Genomic DNA, 15,740 nt, shown 5'->3' on the forward strand with positions numbered 1-15,740 from the left:
TTGCAAATACTCTATATAAACCTGTCGAAGATATGTCTATCTTGGAAGATCTCTTTAATGATCTCACCAGATCATTCCGATGTAACCACTTGGTTTTTATTTAACAAGTTCAATCTTTAACTTCATGATAATAGAAGGCAGGAACATGGATGAGATGGATATAACTCCCGTAGTATTGACCATCGCCGGCTCAGATTCAGGTGGCGGGGCAGGTATCGAGGCCGACATCAAGACCTTTGGGTCACTTTATGTGCATGGGACCTGTGCCATAACCTCAGTGACGTCACAGAACACTACCGGAGTAAAGAGTGCATACGATCTGCCGCCTTCAGTGGTGTCCGACCAGATCGAAGCTGTCTGCACCGATATGGACATCAGATGGGCAAAGTCAGGCATGCTTTCATCTGCTGACATTGTCAGGGCAGTGGCAAAAAGTGTGAAAGAATATGGTCTTCATATCATCGTGGACCCTGTAATGGCCGCAGAGGCCGGCGGAGATCTTCTGAAGGAAGATGCCGTTTCGGTCCTGAAAGAAGAGCTTTTGCCTCTTAGCTATGCCACAACTCCCAACATAAGTGAGGCACAGGTCCTTTCCGGTATCACCATAAATTCACGTGAGGATGCCAAAGAAGCTGCAAAGGCCATTGCTGTCCTTGGGGTAAAGAATGTAGTGATCACAGGAGGGCATTCTGATGCTGTGGACCTGGTCTATGAATCTGAAAGTGATCTCTTCGCAGAGGTGCCCGGAAGGTTCATTGAAGGAGGTACCCATGGTTCAGGTTGCACTTACTCTTCAGCACTTACAGCCTATCTTGCAAGAGGCTATTCTATTGTAGATGCTGCTATCGCTGCAAAGGAATTCGTTGAATACGGCATCCTTCTGAGCAGAACTATTGGTAAGGGCGTATCGCCTGTGAACCAGATGGGCTATCTCCAGATGATGGCAACAAAGGATGAAGTGCTTGCTAACACTGAAAAGGCAGTTAAGATGCTTGAGGACAGCCCCAATTTCGCCAAGCTTGTCGCAGAGGTAGGTTGTAATATAGCAATGGCCCTGCCGCACGCAAGGAAGGTTTCTGATGTTGTTGCTGTCAATGGCAGGATCGTCAGGCTTCAGGGCAGGCCAAAGGTGGTAGGTTGTGTCAGCTTTGGTGCAAGCAGCCATGTTGCAAGGATCGTTCTTGCGGCGATGGAGTTCGATCCGGAAATTCGTGCATCGGTCAACATAAGCTATTCAGGGAACGTGCTGGCTATCTGTGAGGATATGGGACTTACAATGTCCTCTTTTAGCCGTGCAGAAGAGCCTGAACACACCCACACCATGGACTGGGGTGTAACCTATGCAATTGATTCCTATGGCAGGGTTCCCGCTATCATCTCTGATGCCGGAGGCATGGGTAAGGAACCAATGGTCCGTGTTCTCGGAAGGGATGCAATAGAAGTTGCAAGTATCGCCCTGGAGATTGCAGACCGTCTTGCAGTTCTGGAGGCTTAAAGTCTCCTTCTTCCTTTTTTAATATTTTTTGTCTTAATTTTTATCTTACTATTTTATCTGACGACCAGAAGTTCTGCCGGTGAGTTCCTGATAACCTTGTCCGCAACACTGCCGAGCCTGAACCTGCCATCCGCTGTCTTTCCAAGTGTGCCGATGACAACCAGGTCCACATTCTCTTTCTCTGCAATATCAAGAATAACGTTTGCAGGGTGACCTTCCTCTACACGTGTTTCAACCTCTGCTCCCAGCTCTTTGCAAAGATCTTCCACATAGGATGTAACAGCATTCCCTTTCTCTTCGAGATGCTTGTGTCTTTCAGTCTTCCACATATCATCTGCGACCCGGGCAAATTCATGCCATTGTTCCTTGGTCATATGTTCGGTGACCGCCAGTTCCATTGATGCGACGTAGTCCCTGTGGACAGCTTCAGGAGTAACACCTACGGTCTCCATCTCAACAACATAAAGGGCAAGTACTTTAGCACCGCTCAAAGCTGCTATCTTCACTCCCGATCTTGCAGCTTTCTCTGCGTTCTCGGAACCGTCAGTTGCTATCAGTATCCTGTTATACTCTTTGTTAGTCATAAAAAACCCCCGCGTTTAGTTATATAAAACTAGAGCGGGGGTAAAAATAACTGTTTTGGTCAGCGGACTATCACTACGACAGTACCGTTGACATCAAGAACATCCACAGCCCTGCCGGCTGAAATGACCTCTTTCTCAATGACAACACTTTCAGGTTCAAGCTCAATATCCTCGCCATCAACTGTTATGCTGATGTTGCCCTTTGAAGCGATGTCGGCAACTTCCACAGGGTCCATTGATGTAAGTGTCTTGATGATAGCTCCTGCCTGCTTCCTGAACTTTGGACCAATGATGCCCATGTTAGGCTTTATGTTCACAGGAACATGCTCAAAGTCAGGTTCGCCTTCGATGATCTCTACGGTTGAGTTTGTCACGCCGATAAGGTCGGAAGCGTCTCCGAGTGTACCGTATACCTCTATCTTCTCAAGAGGGGCATTTAGTGCCATGCCTGACTCGGACTTGTATCTTCTGACATTGCTCGCAATTTCCTTGATGAGCTCTCCGTCCTTTTCTACGGATTCACTTATGAGTGACTCGTCAGCTTCCGGCCAGCCCTGTGCATGTACGCTGCCTTCCCCGATCCTTGAGTACATCTCTTCAGCAAAGAATGGTGCGAAAGGTGCAAGCATGCGTGATAGGGCATCCATTGCCAGGTAAAGCGTATATTGTGCCGTCCTGCGGGCATTTTCGTCATCTCCGTATAGTCTGGATTTGACAAGCTCGATATAGTTGTCCGCAAGGGTCTCCCATGCAAATCCCCTGATGGACTTGTAAGCTTCATCGAACTGGTATGCATCAAGGCTTTCAGTTACTGACATGATGAGCCTGTTAAGATTGCTCAGCAACCACCTGTCAATGATCGCAAGTTCTTCCGGCTTGTTGTTCACGATGTCTGAAAGGTCATCCTCAAGGTGTGACATGGAGAAACGGTAGATACTCCACATCTTCGTAAAGAATCGTGATGCTGATACGACGTCCTTCCACCTGAACATTACATCTGATCCGGTGGAACCACCTACTGCAGCCCACTGCCTGAATGAATCAGCACTGTATTTTGCAATTACTTCTTCCGGTGAGATGATGTTTCCAAGTGACTTGCTCATCTTGTGACCATCCTCTCCGAGCACCATTCCATTGACGAGTATGGAATCCCATGGTCTCTTGCCGGTCAGTGCCTTTGAACGCAGTATACTGTAGAATGCCCATGTGCGTATGATGTCGTGTCCCTGTGGGCGTAGCTGTGTTGGGTTTCTCATCTCCTTGTCGCTTAACCAGCCTGCTACGTGCAGAGCTGTAAGGGAAGAGTCCATCCATGTGTCAAGTACATCTTCTTCTGGCTCGAAGTCAGTGGAACCACACTTGCATGCTACAGGTGGTTGTTCCTGTGTAGGGTCCATTGGTAACCATTCTTCTTCTGCTACCATGACCTCTCCACATTTCTTACAGTACCATACAGGTATTGGTGTTGCAAATATCCTCTGGCGGGAGATGCACCAGTCCCATTCCATGGTTCCTGTCCAGTTCTGGAGCCTGACCTTCATATACTCAGGCAACCATTCGATCTCATCGGCTGTTTCGAGGATCTCGTCATTGTCGATCTTCACGAACCACTGGCGTTCGGACAGGATCTCAATAGGGGTCTTGCATCTCCAGCACATTCCAACGTTCTGGTCGAGTGTTTTCTGGTCATAGAGGTAGCCTTCTTTCTTAAGGTCCTCAATAATAGCTTCTTTGCATTCAGGAATTGTCATGCCTGCATACTTGCCTGCGATCTCTGTGATGCGACCGTTCTTGTCAATGGCCTTTCTTAGTGGCAGATCATGCTCTACCCACCATCTGACATCCTGTTTATCTCCAAAGGTACAGATCATGACAGCCCCTGTACCGAACGATGGGTCAACATCCTTGTCCCCGATGACCTTTACCTCGTGGCCGAACAATGGTACCTTGACGGTCTGCCCGATATTCTCATTGTATCTTTCGTCATCAGGATTGATGGCAACTGCCACACATGCTGCAAGCAGTTCCGGCCTTGTGGTGGCGATCTCCAGTTTGTCAAAGTGCAGGAAGTTGAGCTTTGTGTCCCGTGCATCGTATTCGACCTCAGCAAAGGCAATAGCTGTTTCACATCTTGGACACCAGTTTACAGGATGCTCTGACTGGTATACGCGTCCCATATCCTGCATCTTGACAAAGGATCTCTGGGTCTTGACATAGTAGTCAGGGTCCATTGTGATGAACTCATTGCTCCAGTCCGTGGAGAATCCAAGGCGGAGCATTGTGGCGCGCATCTTCTCGATGTTGCCGACGGTCATCTCCTCGCATAATTTTCTGAACTCAGTACGTGGTATCTGGTTCTTGGTAATGCCGTGGATCTCCTCTACCTTTACTTCGGTAGGAAGGCCGTGACAGTCCCAGCCCTGTGGGAACATTACATTGAATCCCTGCATTCTCTTATAACGTGCAACGAAATCGATGTAACACCAGTTGAGTGAATTTCCTATGTGGAAATTTCCTGTAGGATATGGAGGTGGTGTATCTATTATGTACTGTGGACGGCTTTCATCCTTCCAGTCAAAATGATACATTGACATATCCCAGGTGTCCTGCCATTTTTCTTCTATTTCATTGGAATCATATTCTTTAGGAATCGTCATTAAAACACTCCGATGATAATTAAACAGTTATCGCATATTTTGTTAGATTGAGAGGTTTTAGATTATTTAAAATATCTGGTTGGAACTATGATATGACTCTGTATTGAGTTTGTATAAAAAAAGTTAAAAAAAGAAGGTTTTAGTTGGAATCCGTTTCCTTTGGTTCCCAGCCAAACCTTTTCATGACCATCTTGATACGGGCATTGATCTCCCTTTTGTCAAATGGTTTTGAGATGTAGTCATCGATACCAAGCTGCATACCTTTGAGCTTGTCCTCTACCTCTGTCTTTGCAGAGACCATTATGACTGCAATATCCTGGGCATCACTGTTCTGCTTGAGTTTCTCGACGACCTCATATCCATCCATATCCGGCATCATGATATCCAGCAGGATCAGGTCGGGAACTTCCTCGATAGCTTTCTTTACAGCTTCTTCTCCGCTATATGCTATCAGGAAATCGTAGGGTTCCGTGGCAAGTGAGAGTCTTATCAGTTCAGGAATATCTGGTTCATCGTCCACGACAAGGATCGTCAGTCTTTCCTTTTGCATCTTTTTCTGACTGTAGCTCAGGTCGATCTTTCCATCAACGATGGTATAACGGGCATCAACAATGTTCAATCCGATGTCTGTGTGCAATTTGCCCTGTTCCGTAATATCGATTATTACGTCAAAGAACGAGCGCATCAGGCCTTCGGTCTCAGTCGGAAGGGCACCTTTTCCCAGCATGGAGATGATGCTGCCCTGATTTTCACGAACGTTTCGTTCAAGGAATTTAATAAAATTCTCTACTGTCTGCAGATTGTCTTTGGAAAGTACTGTAAGGTCGTCAAGGACGAGGATCGATCCGGGTTTTTGACCAAATATCTTTGATGTATGTGAACCGATCTTTATGTAGTCTGTCACAGAATTGCAATAAAGGGTATTCGGGTCGTTCTTGCCAGGTCCCTCTGTATCAATGAACCAAATTCTGTCCATAAACTCACCGACTTCCAGGCCGTATTCTTCAAATTTTTCAAGAACATGTTTTCTGGAGGTCTTCAGGCAAAGCCATACAATGTTGCGGGAAGGATCACTCTTCATTGCAGAATGGGTGTAAAAATAGATCATTCTCTCGCTGAACACATTGATCGGTGCTAACAATAATGCATTCTTTGTGGTTAGTTCCTTACAAAGCGTGCCCATGATCTCATCAGTTTCTTCTGCAGACATCTTACCTCACAATTTCAGTACATTCTATTGTTTTTTTTCTAATATTAACCTTTTCAAATAGAATGGTATTTTTTGATGTGTTTATGCATGTATTTTCTGATCTTATGGCATAATTATCAGGTCGTAGGGTAACGAATGTAAAAAAAGAGCAAAAAAGTAAAGAATAGTAGAAGATCGGCTTCAAATAGTAAGCTCAGATCGGCTCTTGAACATTATTAAAAGGTGCTCTTTTCCAGCAGTACCGCAAAAGAACTCCGTTTTGTTCAGTTCAATTCCCGATCATTCGAGCTGTTCTTTTAACAGCTCAATACCGCGATCCAGGGCGCCGGTCATATTTGATGGATCCGTTCCTCCACCGCGCGCCATGTTAGGGCGGCCTCCGCCACCGCCGCCGACAATTGTGGACATCTCTTTGACGATCAGGCCCACGTTGACGCCGTTCTTAACTGCTTCATCACCAGCAGCTGCCACGATCTTAACGCCGTCCAGCTCGCTTATCAGCACAGCAACGACATCGTTCTCCTGTGTCAGTTCACCGGCTGTCTTTGTGAGCTCATCACTGTCTGCATGTGGGACCGTCTTTGCGATGACCCTGATGTCGTTGATGGTCTCAGCATCTGTGATCAGCTGGCTTACCCTTGCATGAGCAAGGTCTTCTTTGAGCTTTGTGTTCTCTTTCTTGAGATCCTTCCATTCATCAAAGAACCTCCCGATAGTAGATGGCAACTGCTCTGCTGATACGCGCAGTGTTTCGGATGAATCGCGCACAAGTGACTCGAGATCCTGCATTGCTTTGATAGCAGCTTCTCCTGCAGCATATTCCAGACGTTCCACACCGTCCTGTATGCGTTCGGTCTTCAGTATCTTGATCGGACCCACAAGGCCTGTGTTCGTACAGTGAGTGCCTGCACATGCCTCGATATCATTGCCTACCTGCATAACACGGATCATCTTTCCTGGGGGTACACCGCCCTGGTACAGGCGGAATCCGTATTTCTGTTCGGCCTCTGTCCTGTCCATCCAGTCACTCAGCACCCGCTTGTTCTCCATGACAGTACGGTTTGCAATCAGCTCGATCTGGTCCAGCTCTTCCTGTGTGATACGTTTGTAGTGTGAAAGGTCAAGACGCGCCCTGTCCCTGAACTTCTGGGCACCTGCCTGCCAGATATGGCTTCCAAGAACATCCCTTGCAGCATCATTGATGATGTGGGTTGCAGTGTGATGTCTTGCATGTGCCATACGGCGCTCCTCATCAACCCTGCCGACCACAAGGTCACCTTTTCTGATGTGCAGTTCATCCTCGATATCATCAATGGTATGGACCACCACTCCGTTGTAGATCTGGGTGTCCACCACATTAAGTACAACGTCCTCAACGGTCAATGTGCCGTGATCAGCTGGCTGTCCGCCACCCTCGGGGTAGAAAAGCGTATTGTCAAGTACGATATGCTTTTCAAATATGTCCAGGACAACACCTTCGAACTCCATCCTGTTCGGCTCGTCATAGAACAGGCGTTTTGTCTTCGGTAACTTTGCGATCCTGTCGGCAAAAGGAATGACCTTTTCTTCCTTCTCTTCGGACTTGCTGTGTTTATCTGCTACCAGTGAATAGAAATTGTCCGGAAGGTCTACCTCCACACCGACCTCTGCTGCAACAGACTTTGAGATCTCTGGTGGGATCCCCTGACTGTCATACATGTCTATGATGGTCTCAAGAGGGATATTTTCTCCACTCTTCTTATAGTGCCTGGCAGATTTCTCCATCATTCTCCTGCCACGGTCAAGTGTGTCCGCGAACTTGCGCTCCTCATGGGCAAGAATATCCTCAATGACATCGAAGTTCTCCTGGAATTCAGGGTACTCCGGCAGGGTGTCGATGTGCATCCGCACGATTTCAGATATGGGGACGTTGATGCCAAGGTCTTTCATCATCCTGAGCGTCCTGCGTATGACAAGCCTTGCAAGGTATCCGGCCTTAACATTTGATGGTATGCCACCGTCACCGAGCATAAATGTGAGACATCTGGTGTGATCTGTGATAGCGTAGACGCTTTCCACAGGTTCCATTATCGAACTGAGCTTTTCTACGGTAGTTCCGATGCTGGAAGCAACTTGTTTCCTCAATTCGAACAGGTTTGCTTTCTCACTGACGTCCATAAGTCCTGCCAGACGTGCATTCTGTGAAAGGATATTGGTATACTCTTCGTTCTCAAGCTCATGCTCGATACCTGCAAGTCCCATTAGCTCGTTCACAATGCTGGGGAAGATCGCATCATAGATGGTGGGTGAACCTTTTGATGCCCACACGAACCTCTCAAGTCCGTATCCTGTATCCACGATGTAATTATCCATCTTGGAATACTGGTCTCCCTTGATGTTTATATCTCCGGTCTTGTCCTGCTTCAGGTCCATGAACACAAGCGTTGCGACCTCAAGCCCGCCGATAAGTGTCTCCACACATGGTCCGGCATTTCCGCCACCTGCCCATGGTTCTTCCTTGTATGTGACAGCCATCGGGTCTGCACCAAGGGAGTCGAGGAGTCCGTCACACAGTTCCAGTGTGTGGTCCTTCCAGTAGATCTCTTTCTTACTGTTGTTGAAGGCATGGTGTGCCATCATTTCAAAAGTGGTAAGGTGCCTGCCACTCCTTCCCACAGCATCGAGGTCAGAAAGCCTGATGCATGGCTGGGAAATTGTGAGTGGGTTTGCTGGTGGTGGTACCTGCCCGGATGTTACAAATGGCTGGAAGTCGGCAATTGATGCAATTGTTAAGTATATGTCGTCTCTCCATCTGGCAATGACCGGGTATCTATCGATGCGGGTATGGTCCTGTTCCTCGAAAAATTTAAGGTAGAACTCCCGCATTTCTGCAAGTTCCATCTTCTTCTTGAATACGGGATTGCCTATGAATGAATAGGGGTCGCATGGTGCATCTCCACATGTTGACCTATCCTGGTCTCGTGTCCAGAAGTATTTTCCACATTTAGGACACTGTTTTCTGATAAATCCGTTATCAGAGAAAAAATCGATTTGATATTCATCTTCAAGCATAATGATTCCAACTGTAAGTGTTATTTTGTAATCATGCTGTATGCAATATATGTAGTACGTATAATGTGTTCTACCACGTATTGTTCGATAGTTTAAATAAATTTCTCATTTTGAGCGCTAATATGTGCTCTTCCTATTCTACAATTTCGATTGTGGCTATAGGTCCTGTTATTTGCGATCATCTCGATCGGGTTGTGTTCCGACGTGTACACATTTTCGATCTTTCTGCAAAAATCATGGACACGCTGAATATATGCCTGTCCATAGAAACTATGTATTATACCTTAGGGAAAGATGATTACAATGCAGGCAGTCAAATATATGTCACTGGTCTTCAGGGGCGCAGTAGAGGAGTATGATAGTACCGGTGTCCGCCCATCCGTTTTTCTGGATGCAGCCGGGGACCTGCAGATATACCTCTGCGATCCGATACTTGACGAACCTGAGGCTGAGGGGGCAATTCCTGAAATGGAACTTGAGGGCAATGGCGGACAGTTTGTCGGATCCCTTGGTAACAGCTTTAATGTTCCTTATAACAGGGTAAGGTCAGAAGTAGTATCTGAACAGTTGCCACGTTAAATCTTCCATTTGTATACGACCTGCCTGTTGGGATTGATCCCTTATCCATTTTTCTTAGGTCCACACTCCATCACTATTTTTCACTTTTTAATCTCTTTTTGTTCCATTAACTATAATACTACAGAGAACAAAGAAAGCACCAATGTCAACACGAATACTGCTCACTAATGATGACGGTGTCTACGCTGCCGGTATCAGGGCGGCTTATGGAAGTGTATCCGATCTGGGTGATGTCACAGTTTCAGCACCTGCTATGCAGCAAAGTGGTGTGGGACGCTCTATATCCATATTTGAGCCACTGCGCATTAATCGTACGGTCATAGACGGCATAGAAGTAAATGCAGTGGGCGGGACTCCTACGGATTCCGTAATACTTGGAATTTTTACAATTATGAAAGAATTGCCGGATCTCATTCTTTCCGGATTCAATATAGGGGAGAACATAAGCACCGATACGATCACAACATCAGGCACTATCGGTGCTGCACTTGAAGGTGCAAGTTATGGTGTTCCTGCTATTGCAGCCTCCATCCAGGTAAAGGAAGAAGGCCTTAAGTTCGATGATCTCAGGGATTTCCAGCATGACTTCGATGTAGGTGTGAAGTTTGTGAACAGGGTGGCAAAAAAAGTGTTGAAGGAAGGGCTTCCTGAGAATGTGGACCTTTTGAACATTAACATCCCGCATTTTGCAGAAGATGGTTGTGAAGTGGAAATAACAAGGCTTGCACGCAAGTTCTTCAAGACTGACGTGGAAGAGCGGCATGATCCTCGGGGAACGTCATATTACTGGATCACAGGCGACCCGATCCATGAAGCAGAAGAGGGTACTGATGTCAACGCTATTGAGAATGGTCACATATCTGTTACACCTATCTCGCTGGATGCGACATCTCCGATAAAGTTCTCAGATATAGAACATCTGGTCTGATGGTTTGATACCTCTGACCGGATGAAAATTGTTCGATTTATTTTTTCAGTTTGATGGTGAGGTCTTTCCAGTCTGCATTGACACCGTGAAGTGTCTCCACAGAAGAACTTGCCATTGCTCCAAGTATCTTCTGTACGAAATGGTTGATCTCGATATCATTACTGTCAACTGTAAGCTCGACTTCCATTTTATTTATCTCCGATGATCGTTCTTTTCTCAATGATCGTTCTTTCTTTAGAGTCCGTGTAGAAAGGTATTCTACGTTCGATAGATGCCCTAAGAAGCTCGGGAAAGTCCTCCGGATCAGCATTAGAGAAATCTATTAGATTATCATTGACAAGAAGGCAGGGTTTTAACTTACCATCCGCAGTTATCCTGAGCCTGTTGCAATTAGCACAGAATTCCGCATTGTCAATAGGTCGTACGAACTCAACTTCTGCCCCGTCGATAATATAGCTTTTACGGTGATGCATTTTGCGCATCTTAATTTCATCTGCACGCCTTTCAAGCTTTTTCTCGATCTCTTCAGCATCCAGGTTGTATTGTGCACCGTCCCTGAAGTCCATGACCTGTATAATTTGCAACACAAGATCGCCCTTGTGACCTCGAACGAACTCCAGCATATCGTCGATCTCATTCTCATTGATGCCTTTGAGAAGTACCATATTGATCTTCACAGGGGTCAGGCCAGCATCTATGGCTGTGTTTATTCCCTCAAGTACATCATTCAGGTTTTCCGGTCTTCCATGTGTGATATAAGCATATTTTTCCGGGTCAAGGGTGTCAAGACTGACATTGACGCGGTCCAAACCCGCTTCTTTAAGACTGTAGGCCCGGTCCTTCAGGAGAACGCCGTTGGTTGTCACTGATACGTCCTTAAGTTCCGGCAATGCCCTGAGGATCTCCTCAAAATCTTTCCTGACAAGAGGTTCCCCGCCTGAGAACTTGACCTTATTGACGCCGAACTTTGCTGCTGTGGTCACTATGTCGGATATAATTCCAACCGTCATCTCATTTCTGCTGCCTTCATCTCCTTCACTGTGACAATAGATGCAGTCAAGGTTGCAGCGGTTGGTAAGTGATATCCGAAGACTTCTGACCGTTCGGCCGAACTTGTCTGTAAGAAGATCATTTGAAGTTTTCATGTTCGTATACACTAGAATGGATTAAGTTATGAACAGGAATGGTAATGGATATATATAAAACCAACTCAATTGGTATCATGAAACGATCGGTCCTAATTGCAGGAACGCATAGCGGCGTAGGCAAAACAACTGTAGCCATGGGTGTTATGGCCGCCCTTACGAAAAGGAATATGAAAGTCCAGCCTTACAAGGTTGGTCCTGATTACATAGATCCTACTCATCATACTGCTATCTGTGGCAGGTCCTCCAGAAATCTTGATACATTCATGATGGGTGTTGATGGTGTTCGCAGAACTGTTGATAGCAGCTACAAGGATGCTGACATCTCTGTCATCGAAGGCGTAATGGGTCTTTACGATGGTATGAACTCAACGGAGATCGCCAGTTCAGCCCATGTTGCCAAGTCCCTTGATATCCCTGTTATTCTGGTAGTGAACGTGCACGGCATGTCCAGAAGTGCAGCAGCCATAGTCAAAGGCTTCACCGAGTTCGACAAGGATGTGAACATTGCCGGTGTCATTCTTAATAGGGTGGGAAGCCCCCGCCATGCCCAGATGATCAAGGATGTGCTTCCCGACATTCCTGTTGTGGGAACTGTTCCAAGGAACAACGATATAAAGGTTCCTTCAAGGCATCTTGGTCTGCACATGGCCTCAGAACAGGATTATGATGTTGGCAAGCTTGCAGAGTTCATTGAGGAAAATATCGATATCGATGCGATCCTCTCCCTTGCTTCCGAGCCAAAGAAGCCTGAGGTCGAAGATGAAAGGTGTGTTGGTAATATGTCAGAGGTGACCATTGGTGTTGCCCGTGACAGTGCATTTTGTTTCTATTATGAAGAAATGTTCGACATGTTCCGGAAATGTGGTGCAAAGATCGAGTTCTTCAGTCCACTTGACGGTGACATTCCTGAAGTGGATGGCATGTACTTTGGTGGCGGATATCCTGAACTTAACATTGCCAAGCTTGAAAAGTCCAGGACAACAAAAAAACTCAAAGACCTCTCAGCAGATGGCATGCCGATCTATGGTGAATGCGGAGGCTTGCAATACCTCTGTAGTTCCTATGAGATCGAGGACGTTGTTTATGGGATGGCAGACCTTTTCCCTGCAGAGACGGTCCTTACAAAGAGACTTCAGGCACTGGGATACACTGAAGGTGTTGCAAAGGGCAAGTTCATAAAAGGACCTGTCAGGGGACATGAGTTCCACTACTCGCTCACAGAATGTGACAGTGATTCAAGACTTATCTATGAAATGTCACGTGGAAAAGGCATCATGAATGGCAAGGATGGTATCACAGAGCACAATTCACTGGCAAGTTATATGCATGCACATCCAGGTTCTTTCCCTGTGGACAGTTTTGTGGAACAGTGCCGCAAATATGGTCGAAAATAAAGCATAAGAAATGCAGAAACTAATTACAGATCAAAAGGAAGGTCTTCAAGCCTTCTTTTCCTTTTCTTTTTCCATTTTGTTCTTTAACCACATTCTTCTGCTGTAATAACCTAAAGGATGTTTTGTGTTCTTGCATATCTCATCCGGGTTGTAGCAGTTGCCGTATGTTCGCATCGTGTTGCAGGAGGGTGGCTTGTAGGTGGTACCCGAAGAGCCAGCAATATGCTGTATCTGGTATCTTGTCTTCTCCTCGTCAAAGTCAGGAGACACATTGAACATAGCTACGACCTCGTCCACGGTCATTCCAATGTTCAACAGGAACGATGTCATTGCAAATCTCATTGAATGGGCAAGGTTCACTCCTGCCCTGACATTTGCAATAGCCTGCACGATACATGGGGGGAACAGTTCACTTTCCACTTTCTGGAACTCTCCAACGCCAAAATCGGATTTTTTCTCCTCAAGGGTCTCGTTGATCTCTGCAAGGTATGGTGTGCATGCCTCGCTGATCTCTTCAGGGACTGAAAGTGGAAGGGCATTCTGTATGCGTGAACGTATGGCTTCCTGCAGCAGGCGGGCGAACTCTTCCTTGCTGATCCTCACATGGCCTGCTTTCATTTTCCTGTTGACCAGTTTCCAGTTCAGGTCCTTTAAGGTAGTTGCAAGTTTGATGTAATCCGTAAAATGAAGGTCAAAAAGGATATCGTGGGATTCCATATTTTCGTAGGTCTCGGCATTGATCTGGAAATCAAGGCCAAGTTCCTGCAGGAATTCCGGTTGCTGCGTCTTAAGAAGCCTGTATGCAGCTTTTGCTTCTGCAAGTGCATATTTTCTCGTCAGGAACTGGTCGTCGATACAGGATACCAGTATCCTTGCAAAAGGGTAGGACAACAGTTCAGTGAGGATCTTTCCCTCTTCCGAACCGGAAGGTGACGGCTTTTCGATCTCTCCTGTCAGCGACTGTATTACACGTTCCTTTCCCCTCAGGCGGGCAGAGTCAAGTGCACGGGAGGATAGGAGTTTCTCTGGTGAAAAACCGAGGCCACCGACATATTCGGATGCCTCGGATACAAACGGATATAAGGCGAGATATCTGCTATCCATTTTAGTCAGATTCGATCCTTGGTGCCAGGAGATATCCGATAGTACCGGCTCCGTTAGCAATGGAGAAGTTGATCTTTATCGGGAAGTCCTTTCCAAGGTGTAGTGTTACTTCATTGGATTTTGAGGCAGGTTTGATTATGTCTGACAGGTAGTCCAGTGAGAACAGTGAACGTGTATCATTTGCCTTGATATCAATCAGCTGGTCGCGTGACATTGTGAGTTTCACACGGTCAGTATCGCCTTCGGCTTCCATGAAGAAATTCTCTCCTTCAACGCCAAGTAACATGTGATCACTTATCTTCTCTGCAGCTTTGACAGCCTTCTGGAGGTCCTTGCCGTTGAGGACGATCTCAGCTGGAAGCTCGAGCTGTGGGATCCTTGGCTCTGCACGGATAGTTGACGGGTCAAGTAATGAGAGGGTGTATGAGAAACCACCGATCTGGATCATCAGTTTTTTTGCATCTTCATCAAGTTCCATGTGGACCTTGTCGTCCCTGTCTGCAACTGCAAGTATGTCAGTTACCCTTGAGAGGTCCAATCCCAATTCGCAGTCGTCTCCACTGAAATCCTCAAATGCATCTGTTGCCAGGTCAAAGCTGACCATTGCAACGTTTGCAGGGTCTACTGCCCGGACCGCGATTCCTTCCGGTGATATCCTGAATCTTGCTTCATCCACGAGTACAGATAGTGTTTCGATTGAATCTTTTAGAAGATATGCATCAATTGTCGCCTTGAACATGTTGTTTCTCCGCCAAATAGTTTCGATTTCAACTTCTTTATATCATTTACAGTATATATGCTTTCACTGTTCTTCGCGCACATATCTTCAGTCGTATTCACGCCATGTGAAGCTGCATTTGGTACACTTGAAGAACCTGGTCTCGGATTCATCAGCAGACCTTAGCTGTCTTAGCCACCAGTATGCTACGTTGTTCCCACATTCAGAGCATCTTGCTGTAGCTGTCGGGAGTCCTTCATCAATATCGCCTTCAAGTACCGTAACTTCTCTTTCTTCACGGTTCGATCTTGATACAAGTTCAGGGTTTGTTTCCTTCTCTTTTACGTACCCGCATTTTTTACATTTCAATGAGCCTTCCATGGGGGTCATCATGCTCTTACATTTTGGACAGAATTCCATTAATATCATCTCCTGCGTCGTCAATCATTTTTCGGTGGTCGAAAGCTATGTCCGGTAGCTCCTTCAGGTCGAATGGGGCTACTTCAGCTGCGTCAGTGGCGGCTTTTGGTTCGCCGTGGCCGATCGCAAGGTAGCATACAGATACGGTATGTCCTCTCGGATCGCGCGAAGGCTCTGAATATACTCCTATCAATTTGACAAGATCGATAGATAGTCCGGTCTCTTCATATGCTTCCCGAATTGCCGCAGCTTCGGTCGTCTCGCCTATCTCCACGAAACCACCTGGTAGTGCAAATCTGTTTTTGAAAGGGGGATTCTTCCTTTTTATCAGTATAATCTTACCATTTAAGATGATTACGGCATCAACTGTGAGCAGGGGAGTGGTGGGAACTGTCATTTGAACAAAACCTTAATACAATTAGCAAGATACTATATATGATACCTGTGATAAA

General features: G+C 46.3%; 14 protein-coding genes. 4 read left to right on the forward strand and 10 right to left on the reverse strand.

The genetic code is table 11. The features are described from left to right. Positions 1-124 precede the first annotated feature (124 nt). The gene (thiD, locus tag BMX02_RS04775) at positions 125-1,495 is read left to right on the forward strand and encodes a bifunctional hydroxymethylpyrimidine kinase/phosphomethylpyrimidine kinase (protein ID WP_091689549.1); all 1,371 of its coding nucleotides are present in this window, start codon (positions 125-127) and stop codon (positions 1,493-1,495) included. A gap of 53 nt (positions 1,496-1,548) precedes the next feature. Here the strand turns inward: thiD and BMX02_RS04780 are convergent, their stop codons facing one another. The 4 genes from BMX02_RS04780 to alaS form a co-directional block, all read right to left on the reverse strand. Next, entirely contained in the window at positions 1,549-2,079 is a 531-nt protein-coding gene (locus BMX02_RS04780) for a universal stress protein (protein WP_091689550.1), read from the reverse strand. Positions 2,080-2,138: 59 nt separating this feature from the next. Further along, complete coding sequence (locus tag BMX02_RS04785) at positions 2,139-4,736, reverse strand: valine--tRNA ligase (RefSeq protein WP_091689551.1); 2,598 nt, start codon at positions 4,734-4,736, stop codon at positions 2,139-2,141. Between the two features lie 139 nt (positions 4,737-4,875). Further along, a complete protein-coding gene (locus tag BMX02_RS04790) occupies positions 4,876-5,946 on the reverse strand; it encodes a response regulator transcription factor (protein ID WP_091689552.1) in 1,071 nt (356 codons plus the stop codon). 279 nt (positions 5,947-6,225) lie between these two features. Then, complete coding sequence (gene alaS, locus BMX02_RS04795) at positions 6,226-8,997, reverse strand: alanine--tRNA ligase (protein WP_091689553.1); 2,772 nt, start codon at positions 8,995-8,997, stop codon at positions 6,226-6,228. Between the two features lie 303 nt (positions 8,998-9,300). On the opposite strand from alaS, the gene BMX02_RS04800 reads away from it, so the two are divergent. Beyond that, complete coding sequence (locus BMX02_RS04800) at positions 9,301-9,576, forward strand: hypothetical protein (RefSeq protein ID WP_091689554.1); 276 nt, start codon at positions 9,301-9,303, stop codon at positions 9,574-9,576. A gap of 142 nt (positions 9,577-9,718) precedes the next feature. Next, positions 9,719-10,504, forward strand: coding sequence for a 5'/3'-nucleotidase SurE (gene surE / locus BMX02_RS04805; protein WP_091689555.1), 786 nt, complete (start codon positions 9,719-9,721; stop codon positions 10,502-10,504). A 37-nt stretch (positions 10,505-10,541) separates the two neighbouring features. Here surE and BMX02_RS11820 read toward each other — a convergent pair whose 3' ends face one another. Both BMX02_RS11820 and moaA read right to left on the reverse strand, forming a co-directional pair. Further along, positions 10,542-10,691, reverse strand: coding sequence for a hypothetical protein (locus BMX02_RS11820; RefSeq protein WP_167879248.1), 150 nt, complete (start codon positions 10,689-10,691; stop codon positions 10,542-10,544). Position 10,692: 1 nt separating this feature from the next. After that, positions 10,693-11,649, reverse strand: a complete 957-nt coding sequence (moaA, locus tag BMX02_RS04810) for a GTP 3',8-cyclase MoaA (protein WP_091689556.1) — start codon at positions 11,647-11,649, stop codon at positions 10,693-10,695. A gap of 77 nt (positions 11,650-11,726) precedes the next feature. Here moaA and BMX02_RS04815 point away from each other — a divergent pair, with 77 nt between their 5' ends. Then, complete coding sequence (locus BMX02_RS04815) at positions 11,727-13,046, forward strand: cobyrinic acid a,c-diamide synthase CobB (protein WP_091689681.1); 1,320 nt, start codon at positions 11,727-11,729, stop codon at positions 13,044-13,046. Between the two features lie 45 nt (positions 13,047-13,091). On the opposite strand, the gene priL is transcribed toward BMX02_RS04815, so the two are convergent. The 4 genes from priL to BMX02_RS04835 form a co-directional block, all read right to left on the reverse strand. Next, positions 13,092-14,150: a DNA primase regulatory subunit PriL gene (gene priL / locus BMX02_RS04820; protein ID WP_091689557.1), complete on the reverse strand. Its 1,059-nt coding sequence runs from the start codon at positions 14,148-14,150 to the stop codon at positions 13,092-13,094. A 1-nt stretch (position 14,151) separates the two neighbouring features. Further along, entirely contained in the window at positions 14,152-14,889 is a 738-nt protein-coding gene (locus BMX02_RS04825) for a DNA polymerase sliding clamp (RefSeq protein WP_091689558.1), read from the reverse strand. An 87-nt stretch (positions 14,890-14,976) separates the two neighbouring features. Next, positions 14,977-15,288, reverse strand: a complete 312-nt coding sequence (locus BMX02_RS04830) for a transcription factor S (RefSeq protein WP_091689559.1) — start codon at positions 15,286-15,288, stop codon at positions 14,977-14,979. Beyond that, complete coding sequence (locus tag BMX02_RS04835) at positions 15,266-15,685, reverse strand: NUDIX domain-containing protein (protein WP_091689560.1); 420 nt, start codon at positions 15,683-15,685, stop codon at positions 15,266-15,268. The genes BMX02_RS04830 and BMX02_RS04835 overlap by 23 nt, the downstream gene beginning before the upstream one ends. Positions 15,686-15,740 lie beyond the last annotated feature (55 nt).

It is taken from the genome of Methanococcoides vulcani (assembly GCF_900111645.1).
Taxonomy (GTDB): Archaea; Halobacteriota; Methanosarcinia; order Methanosarcinales; family Methanosarcinaceae; genus Methanococcoides; species Methanococcoides vulcani.

Bases quoted from the DNA above. Each gene is read 5' to 3' on its own strand.
- surE (WP_091689555.1), top strand. From the start codon at position 9,719: ATGTCAACACGAATACTGCTCACTAATGATGACGGTGTCTACGCTGCC.
- priL (WP_091689557.1), bottom strand. From the start codon at position 14,150: ATGGATAGCAGATATCTCGCCTTATATCCGTTTGTATCCGAGGCATCC.
- moaA (WP_091689556.1), bottom strand. From the start codon at position 11,649: ATGAAAACTTCAAATGATCTTCTTACAGACAAGTTCGGCCGAACGGTC.
- thiD (WP_091689549.1), top strand. From the start codon at position 125: ATGATAATAGAAGGCAGGAACATGGATGAGATGGATATAACTCCCGTA.
- BMX02_RS04825 (WP_091689558.1), bottom strand. From the start codon at position 14,889: ATGTTCAAGGCGACAATTGATGCATATCTTCTAAAAGATTCAATCGAA.
- alaS (WP_091689553.1), bottom strand. From the start codon at position 8,997: ATGCTTGAAGATGAATATCAAATCGATTTTTTCTCTGATAACGGATTT.
- BMX02_RS04830 (WP_091689559.1), bottom strand. From the start codon at position 15,288: ATGGAATTCTGTCCAAAATGTAAGAGCATGATGACCCCCATGGAAGGC.
- BMX02_RS11820 (WP_167879248.1), bottom strand. From the start codon at position 10,691: ATGGAAGTCGAGCTTACAGTTGACAGTAATGATATCGAGATCAACCAT.
- BMX02_RS04780 (WP_091689550.1), bottom strand. From the start codon at position 2,079: ATGACTAACAAAGAGTATAACAGGATACTGATAGCAACTGACGGTTCC.
- BMX02_RS04815 (WP_091689681.1), top strand. From the start codon at position 11,727: ATGAAACGATCGGTCCTAATTGCAGGAACGCATAGCGGCGTAGGCAAA.
- BMX02_RS04790 (WP_091689552.1), bottom strand. From the start codon at position 5,946: ATGTCTGCAGAAGAAACTGATGAGATCATGGGCACGCTTTGTAAGGAA.
- BMX02_RS04835 (WP_091689560.1), bottom strand. From the start codon at position 15,685: ATGACAGTTCCCACCACTCCCCTGCTCACAGTTGATGCCGTAATCATC.
- BMX02_RS04800 (WP_091689554.1), top strand. From the start codon at position 9,301: ATGCAGGCAGTCAAATATATGTCACTGGTCTTCAGGGGCGCAGTAGAG.
- BMX02_RS04785 (WP_091689551.1), bottom strand. From the start codon at position 4,736: ATGACGATTCCTAAAGAATATGATTCCAATGAAATAGAAGAAAAATGG.